Origin of the sequence: Methanocrinis sp., assembly GCF_049974945.1 — an archaeon.
Classification (GTDB): Archaea; Halobacteriota; Methanosarcinia; order Methanotrichales; family Methanotrichaceae; genus Methanocrinis.
Window position 1 is genome coordinate 1 of sequence record NZ_JBNGCU010000082.1, and the last position, 7,152, is coordinate 7,152.

At 61.6% G+C, this 7,152-nt stretch carries 7 protein-coding genes; 4 read left to right on the top strand and 3 right to left on the bottom strand.

Annotated elements, in window-relative coordinates:
* On the top strand, positions 1-517 hold a 517-nt coding region (locus ACP5EL_RS08135), incomplete at its 5' end, for a DNA polymerase ligase N-terminal domain-containing protein (protein ID WP_428402012.1).
* Between the two features lie 24 nt (positions 518-541).
* On the opposite strand, the gene ACP5EL_RS08140 is transcribed toward ACP5EL_RS08135, so the two are convergent.
* Positions 542-1,336, bottom strand: a complete 795-nt coding sequence (locus tag ACP5EL_RS08140) for a class I SAM-dependent methyltransferase (RefSeq protein ID WP_428402013.1) — start codon at positions 1,334-1,336, stop codon at positions 542-544.
* Positions 1,337-1,430: 94 nt separating this feature from the next.
* On the opposite strand from ACP5EL_RS08140, the gene ACP5EL_RS08145 reads away from it, so the two are divergent.
* The 3 genes from ACP5EL_RS08145 to ACP5EL_RS08155 are packed head-to-tail and all read left to right on the top strand — an operon-like array spanning position 1,431 to position 3,466.
* Positions 1,431-2,504 (top strand): lysylphosphatidylglycerol synthase transmembrane domain-containing protein, encoded by a 1,074-nt coding sequence (locus ACP5EL_RS08145; protein WP_428402014.1) that lies wholly within the window; start codon positions 1,431-1,433, stop codon positions 2,502-2,504.
* Positions 2,505-2,508: 4 nt separating this feature from the next.
* Positions 2,509-2,718: a hypothetical protein gene (locus ACP5EL_RS08150; protein ID WP_428402015.1), complete on the top strand. Its 210-nt coding sequence runs from the start codon at positions 2,509-2,511 to the stop codon at positions 2,716-2,718.
* Between the two features lie 31 nt (positions 2,719-2,749).
* The gene (locus ACP5EL_RS08155; protein ID WP_428402016.1) at positions 2,750-3,466 is read left to right on the top strand and encodes a DNA-3-methyladenine glycosylase family protein; all 717 of its coding nucleotides are present in this window, start codon (positions 2,750-2,752) and stop codon (positions 3,464-3,466) included.
* A gap of 4 nt (positions 3,467-3,470) precedes the next feature.
* Here ACP5EL_RS08155 and carB read toward each other — a convergent pair whose 3' ends face one another.
* Positions 3,471-6,698, bottom strand: a complete 3,228-nt coding sequence (gene carB, locus ACP5EL_RS08160; protein ID WP_428402017.1) for a carbamoyl-phosphate synthase large subunit — start codon at positions 6,696-6,698, stop codon at positions 3,471-3,473.
* Positions 6,699-6,852: 154 nt separating this feature from the next.
* Positions 6,853-7,152: transposase (locus ACP5EL_RS08165; protein WP_428402018.1), on the bottom strand; the 300-nt coding region annotated here is incomplete at its 5' end.

Genomic DNA, 7,152 nt, shown 5'->3' on the forward strand with positions numbered 1-7,152 from the left:
AAAGACGACAGGAAAGCCCCGCTATTCCATCCAGAAGCACAGATCGAAGAGGCTCCACTACGACCTTCGGCTGGAGGTGGAGGGCGTCCTAAAATCCTGGGCCGTCCCCAAGGGCCCCTCCCTCGATACGAAGACGAAGAGGCTAGCGGTCCCCACCGAGGACCACCCCCTCGACTACATCGACTTTGAGGGGACCATCCCCGAGGGCGAGTACGGTGCCGGAGGCGTAATCGTCTGGGACATGGGGACCTACGAGAACACCACCGAATCCGACGGAGAGGAGGTGCCGATCGCCGAAGCCCTGGAGAAGGGGCACGCCACCGTCTTCCTCTCGGGCAAAAAGCTTTCGGGCGGCTTTGCCCTCACCCGGACCGGCCGGGGGAAGAACGAGCGGTGGATCCTGGTGAAGATGAAGGACGACTTCGCGCGGCCCGACCTCGACATCCTGGAGGAGAAGCCCGATTCCGCCCTGACCGGCAGGTCGGTGGAAGAGGTGGCCGGAGAGGAGACGAGCTGATTTTGATTCTGTCGATCTATGCGTTCAGCTTCGGGCTTTTTTCGCCACCACCTCCAGCCTCGTCATCCCCACGTGGACCCTCCCCTCAGCGTCGAGAGGATGGGTTCGGAGGTAGCGGTCGACGATCTCGGAGACGAACTCCCCGCGAAGTCCCTCGGGAACCCGTTCCAGGTAGGGGTGCCAGGTCGTCTCGATCCACCCGCAGAACTTCTGTGGATTCGGCTGGACCATATCCTTGGGGATCAGCTCGACCCTCTGGGGCGATAGGCCCGCCTCGACCAGCCAGACCCGGTACTCCTCGGACCCGAAGAAGGCATATCGGAAGGTGAAGCCCTCGAAGTAAGATCGCCACTTTCCCTCTCGGGTCATCTGGTCGGCGATTTTCAGGGGCGCGGCGGCGTTACCCCGGCCCCCGAACTGGAGGAGGGCTCGGCCGCCGGGCTTGAGGGCGCGGCGGATGCCACCGAGGACGGGTCCGTGGTCGGCGATCCAGTGGAGGGCGGCGAAGGAGACCACCAGGTCGAACTCCTCCTCGAAGCTGAGGTCTCGGGCGTCGGCCTCCGCGAAACGGAGGTTTTTGATGATCTCGGGCGGGAACCTCTCTCCGGCGAACCGGACCATCTCCGTTGAGCTGTCGATCCCCAGGACCGATCCTCTCGGGACCAGATCTGCGATTCTGGCGGTGATCCTCCCGTCGCCGCAGCCGATGTCGAGGATCCGTTCGTCCCCCTCGATCTCGATCTTTCTTATCAGCTCTTCTGCCCAGAGCTCCTGGGCCGAGGAGCTTTGCGCGTACTTATCCGGCCTCCATCTGTCCAACTGCCATCCCCTCAAAATGCTCGTTCTGATATGGGCGATTAATTCTGGGTCTCGAAAAGATAACTATTTCTACAGCAAAAGCCTCCGGGGCTTTGTGGTCCAAGACCTAGAGCTTCCGACGATCAACGCTCAGAAGTCCACCGTCCTGGTGATCCTGGGGCTATCCGCCTACTTCGCATACCTTTATTCCTTGGGCCTCTGTGAGGTGACTGAAAGCCTCGCCCAGGTGGACCTGGCCATCTTCGGGCTGGCGTTTCTTTTATCTCTCCTGGACGTCGTCTTCAACGCCCTATCCTGGAAGACGCTGATCCGGGAGCTGAACTACCGGATCTCTCTCGCCGACGTCTTCTTCATCTACATGTCCAGCATATTCTTGAACAACCTGATCCCCTCGGGGAGCGTCTCGGGCGAGACCGGCCGCCTCTACTTCCTCTCCAAGATCGCGGGGAATGCAAGGCTCGAATCCAGCACCGCCAGCGTCGCCGCCACCAGGATCATCACGGCGATCCCCTTCGTTTTGGGGATGTCCCTTGGCCTTGCCTACCTCCTCCTGTACTACGAAATCCCCTCCTGGGCCCTCACCACCTGCTTCTCGATGATATTTCTCATGGTATCGGCGGGAGTCCTCTTCATCGGGGTCTGCTTCTCGGAGAACCTCCTCCAGAGGGTGGTCAACGTTCTGATCGACCAGGTGGAGGTGCTCTTCAATAGAAGCATCAATAGAAACTTCTACTGCGAGATCACCCGCCAGTTCCAGCAGAGCATGCTCCTCTTGCGAAATAGGAACGGACCCCTCATCCTGAGCTCCTTCTGGGCCTTCGCCGGCTGGCTCTCTCTGAACCTGGTGGCCTTCGCCGCCTTCCGGTCCCTGGGCGTGGAGATCCCCCTCTTCGCCGTCTTTGCGGTCTATTCGGTGATCATGGTCTTCCAGAACCTGCCTCTGATTCTGCCGGGGGGGCTGGGGATCGTCGACATCCTCATGACCGCCCTCTTCACCGCCGTCGGCGTCTCGCTCCACGATGCCGCGGCGGTCACCATCCTCGCCAGGGTCGCCCAGCTCTGGTTTCACACCCTCCTGGGCGGGATATGTACAGCCTACCTCCTGAGGAAGGTCGGCAAGAATGAGGCGAAACGGGGCGCATCGAGAATTCCGGCAGCAGGTCCCTGAAAGCATGATCCCGATCTCCCAGGGGACCGTCAAGCCCCTTCAGCCCTTCGACTTCGGCAAAAGCTGCAGCATCTACGCCCGGTTTGATGGATGGACCCATACCGCCTTTATCGACGGGGTCCTCTACAAGGGCTTTGAGGAGAAGGGCGCTGTTCATCTTTTGGAGGTCTGCGAGCGGAAAGGCGAGATGGAAGCGCAAGCTCTTCAGGTTTGAGCCGGAATCATCGGCCAGCTCTGATTCGGCTTTGGCTTCGGTCTCGAGCTGGACCTCTGTCTGCTCTCCGCCCTCTTCAGACCCCTCCGCCCGGGATCTCGCCGCCTGGATCCTCTCATCAGATCTGGACCTTCGGCCCCTCTACGGGGTTGACGATCCTGCCTTCGCGCCCCTGGCAGAGAGGCTCTGGGGCCTCAAGCCGCCCAGGACCGCCACCGTCTTCGAGGCCCTGATGATAGCGATAATCGAGCAGCAGATAGGCCTGAAGGTCGCCAACCTTCTCCAGAACAGGCTTGTTTCGCGCCTCGGCCTCACTTTGAGTTTCGGAGACCTCGAATTCTTCGCCCTCCCCTCCCCCCAGAGGATCGCGGGCCTCGATCCCCAGATTCTGAGAGATCTGGGCCTCAGCATGAACAAGAGCCGCTTCATTTTGGGGATCGCCGATGGAGTCGCCTCCGGGAACCTGGACCCCGAGTCTCTGAAGAAGATGGCGACGGAGGAGGCGAGAGAGGTCCTCCTATCGATGAAGGGGGTGGGGAGGTGGACCGCCGACTACGTCCTGGTCCGGGGATTGGGGAGGTATGAGGCCGTCCCCGTCGACGACCTGGGGATAAGGGACGCCGTCGGCCTATTCTACAAGGGGGGAGAGAGGGCCACGGCCCAAGAGGCGGAGGAGGTCCTCTCCCGGTTCGGGGATCTTGGGGGCGTCGCCGCCTACTATCTGCTCTCCTCCAAGTTCACCTCCTGATATCTCACCTCTTGATATCCGCGTGATACTCCTGAAGCGACTTCACCCCCGATCCTCCCCTCTTGAAGGCGGCGATACCCTTGGCTGCCGCCGAGGCCGCGGCGGCGGTGGTGATGTAGGGCACCCTGTACTTGATGGCGGCCTTCCGGATATAGGAGTCGTCGTACTGGCTCGCCTTGCCGATGGGGGTGTTGACCACGAGCTGGACCTCCCCGTTCTTGATGGCGTCGTCGATGTTGGGCCTCCCCTCGGTGAGCTTCAGGATCGGCTCGGATTCTACCCCGTTTTTTGCGAGGAAGTCGCGGGTTCCCCCCGTCGCCTTTATGGCAAACCCGAGCCTGTAGAACTCCCTTGCAGCCTCCAGGGCGTTCGATCTGTCCTTGGAGGCCACCGTGATCAGAACCGCCCCCTCCTTGGGGAGGACCTGCTTTGCCGCCTCCTCGGCCTTGTAGAAGGCCATGCCGAAGGAGTCGGCCATCCCCAGAACCTCGCCCGTGGACCTCATCTCCGGCCCCAGGAGCGGGTCGACCTCCGGGAACATGTTGAAGGGGAAGACCGCCTCCTTGACCCCGAAGTGGGGGATCGGCCTCTCTTTAAGCCTCAGGTCGGCGAGCCTTCTTCCCATCATCAGCTCTGTTGCAATCCGGGCCATGGAGACGTTGCAGACCTTCGAGACCAGGGGGACCGTCCGGGAGGCCCGGGGGTTCGCCTCCAGGACGTAGACGACCTCCTTTGCTATGGCGTACTGCATGTTCATCAACCCCACCACGCCGAGCTCCCGGGCGATCCTCTGGGTGTACTCCTTGATCGTATCGATCTGCCTTTTGGGGATGGTCACCGGCGGGATCACGCAGGCTGAGTCGCCAGAGTGGACGCCGGCCTGCTCGATATGCTCCATCACCGCGGGAACGAAGGTCTCGGTCCCGTCGGAGAGGGCGTCGGCCTCCGCTTCCAGGGCGTTCTCCAAGAACCGGTCGATCAGGATGGGTCGCTCCGGCGTCACGTCCACGGCGGCCTGGACATACCGCTCCAGCATCTCCTCGTCGTAGATCACCTCCATCCCCCGGCCGCCCAGGACGTAGGAGGGGCGGACCATGAGGGGATAGCCGATCCGGGCCGCCACCTCCAGGGCCTCATCGAGGTTGCTCGCCATCCCCGACTCGGGCATGGGGATATTCATCTTCTCCATCATCATCCGGAACCGGTCCCGGTCCTCGGCGAGGTCGATGGTATCGACGGTCGTCCCGATGACCTTCGCCCCCGCCTCCTCCAGCTCCCTTGCTATGTTCAGGGGGGTCTGGCCACCGAACTGGACGATCATCCCCTCGGGCCGCTCCTTCTCGTAGATGCTGAGGACGTCCTCGACGGTCAGAGGCTCGAAGTAGAGCTTGTCGGAGGTGTCGTAGTCGGTGGAGACGGTCTCGGGGTTGCAGTTCACCATGATCGTCTCGTAGCCGAGATCCCGGAGGGCGAAGGCGGCGTGAACGCAGCAGTAGTCGAACTCGATCCCCTGGCCGATCCGGTTGGGCCCGCCTCCCAGGACCATCACCTTCCGCCGGTCGCTCGTCTCCGTCGCGTCCGGGGCGTTGTAGGTCGAGTAGTAGTAGGCGGCGTCCTCGACCCCGCTGACGGGGACCGGGTGCCAACCCTGGACGATCCCCAGGGCCTTTCTTCGGCTCCGGATCTCCGTCTCGGGGACCGAGAGGAGATTTGCGAGGTACCCGTCTGCAAAGCCGTCCTTCTTGGCCCGGACCAAAAGGTCGTCGGGGAGGGTCTCCGCCACGTCCTCGACCTCGCCTCCCTTCCTGTACCTGAGGATCTCCTCCTCGAGCTCCACCAGCTCCTTCATCTGCTGGATGAACCAGGGCTTGATCGAGGTGATCTCGCTTATCTCCCCGACCTCTGCCCCTTTGCGGAGGGACTCGTAGATGATGAACTGCCTCTCGCTGGAAGGCCACTTCAGCATCTCCATGAGTTCCGGGAGGGGTTTTCCGTTGAAGTCCTTCGCAAATCCCAGGCCGTACCGCCCGATCTCAAGAGACCTGATCGCCTTCTGGAGGGCCTCCTTGTAGGTCTTGCCGATCGCCATCGCCTCGCCGACGGCCTTCATCTGGGTCCCCAGCCTGTCCTCGGCGCCCCTGAACTTCTCGAAGGCCCAGCGGGCGAACTTCACCACCACGTAGTCGCCAGAGGGGGTGTACCTATCCAGGGCACCCTCCCTCCAGTAGGGGATCTCGTCGAGGGTCATGCCGCTCGCGAGCTTCGCCGAGACCAGGGCGATGGGAAAGCCGGTGGCCTTGGAGGCCAGGGCCGAGGAGCGGCTGGTCCGGGGGTTGATCTCGATGACCACCACCCGGCCCGTTTCGGGATCGTGGGCGAACTGGACGTTCGTCCCTCCGATCACCGCGATGGCCTCTGCGATCCGGTAGGAGTAGTCCTGGAGCTTCTTCTGAAGCTCCTCGGAGATGGTGAGCATGGGGGCGGTGCAGTAGGAGTCGCCTGTATGAACCCCCATGGCGTCGACGTTCTCGATGAAGCAGACGGTGATCATCTGGTTTTTAGCGTCCCTCACCACCTCCAGCTCCAGCTCCTCCCAACCCAGAACCGACTCCTCGATCAGGACCTGGCCTATGAGACTCGCGGAGATGCCGCGGCTCGCCACCATCCGCAGCTCCTCGACGTTGTAGACCAGGCCGCCTCCGGTGCCGCCCATGGTGTAGGCGGGCCTGACCACGACCGGATATCCCAGATCGGCGGCCACCTTCTCTGCGTCCTCCACGGAGTAGACGGCGGTGCTCTTGGGGATCTCTATCCCCAGCCGGTTCATCGTCTCCTTGAAGATGATCCGGTCCTCTCCCCGTTCGATGGCGTCGAGCTCAACGCCGATCACCTTGACGCCGAACCTCTCCAGGACTCCAGCCTTGGCCAGCTCCGAGCTGAGGTTGAGGCCGGACTGGCCTCCGAGGTTCGGGAGGAGGGCGTCAGGCCTCTCCTTCTCGATGATCTGGGCTACCCTCTCCACGTTCAGGGGCTCGATGTAGGTCACATCCGCCATTCCCGGGTCGGTCATTATCGTCGCCGGGTTTGAGTTCACCAGCACTATCTCGTATCCCAGCTCCCGGAGGGCCTTGCAGGCCTGGGTTCCTGAGTAGTCAAATTCGCAGGCCTGGCCGATAACGATAGGCCCCGACCCGATGATCATTATCTTGTTGATGTCTTCTCTCTTGGGCACCTTTCCGCCTCCACGTCATATCGTTCTCGTCTCTTCAAAGCCGCAGAGCCCTAGAGGGTGAGGGATAAAAAGGCTGTTGCTGGAGAAGATATTGTGGTGGGATTCCGGCGGAATCGGACAATTGAGGCTGTTTCAGAACTACTTATACTGACCTTCATCGCGAATCGAAGTTTGCAGGCCATTTGAGGCTAAGGGTAGTGATTTTTCTGTTAGCGATCCGTTCGTGGACTCGCTGTACTACCTTAACGGCCGCCCTTCCCTGTGAAGTTCCTTTGGCGCATTTAGATAGCCGTCTCTGAGCTTTGGCCAACGCCTTCTCTTCAGATCGAAAGAATCGGGGGTTATCGATCTTCTCTCCGTTGGAAAGGGCTCCGCTTTCATCCCCACCCTGAAGGGTGGGGCCTTCCCGCTCTGCCCTTCGCGATCCCGCGAGGTAAAAGAGTATGGCGGCCTC